General features: G+C 54.3%; 1 protein-coding gene. It reads left to right on the forward strand.

Annotation, left to right across the window (positions count from 1 at the left end; genetic code table 11):
• Nucleotides 1-460, forward strand: a 460-nt coding sequence (locus ACYP03_RS24110) for a trypsin-like serine protease (protein WP_459782378.1), incomplete at both ends; no start/stop codon positions are given.

Consider the following 460-nt stretch of genomic DNA (forward strand, 5'->3'; position numbering starts at 1 on the left):
GACAATACCTTTGTGCCCGACGGCCAACGCGGTCAGAATTTGCTGGTGTCCGGGTGGGGACTCACCTCCACTGAGCCCGGGGCGACGGTATCCCGTCAGTTACAGCATGTGTTGCTTGCGGGTGTGCCGGATGATTATTGCGAACAGGTATGGGGCTCAGTGGTTGAACCGACTCAGAGTGCTATGTTCGTGTGCGCGATGTCGCCAGATCCCGCAATTAAGCGTGACACTTGTCAGGGCGATTCGGGTGGGCCTTTGGTGTGGCAGGATCCCCAGGCCAGCGCCGATAGTGACCTGGGTTTTCGGCTGATAGGGTTAGTCAGCTTTGGGACTGAATGCGGAGAGGATTTCCCTGCTGTGTATACCCAAGTTTCCCATTATCGTGACTGGCTTGCTTCAACAGCTGGAGAGGGATTTAACTTTTATCCGGACTCTGTTTTTTCATTCAATCCGTTTACCT

It is taken from the genome of Photobacterium sp. R1, from assembly GCF_054600795.1.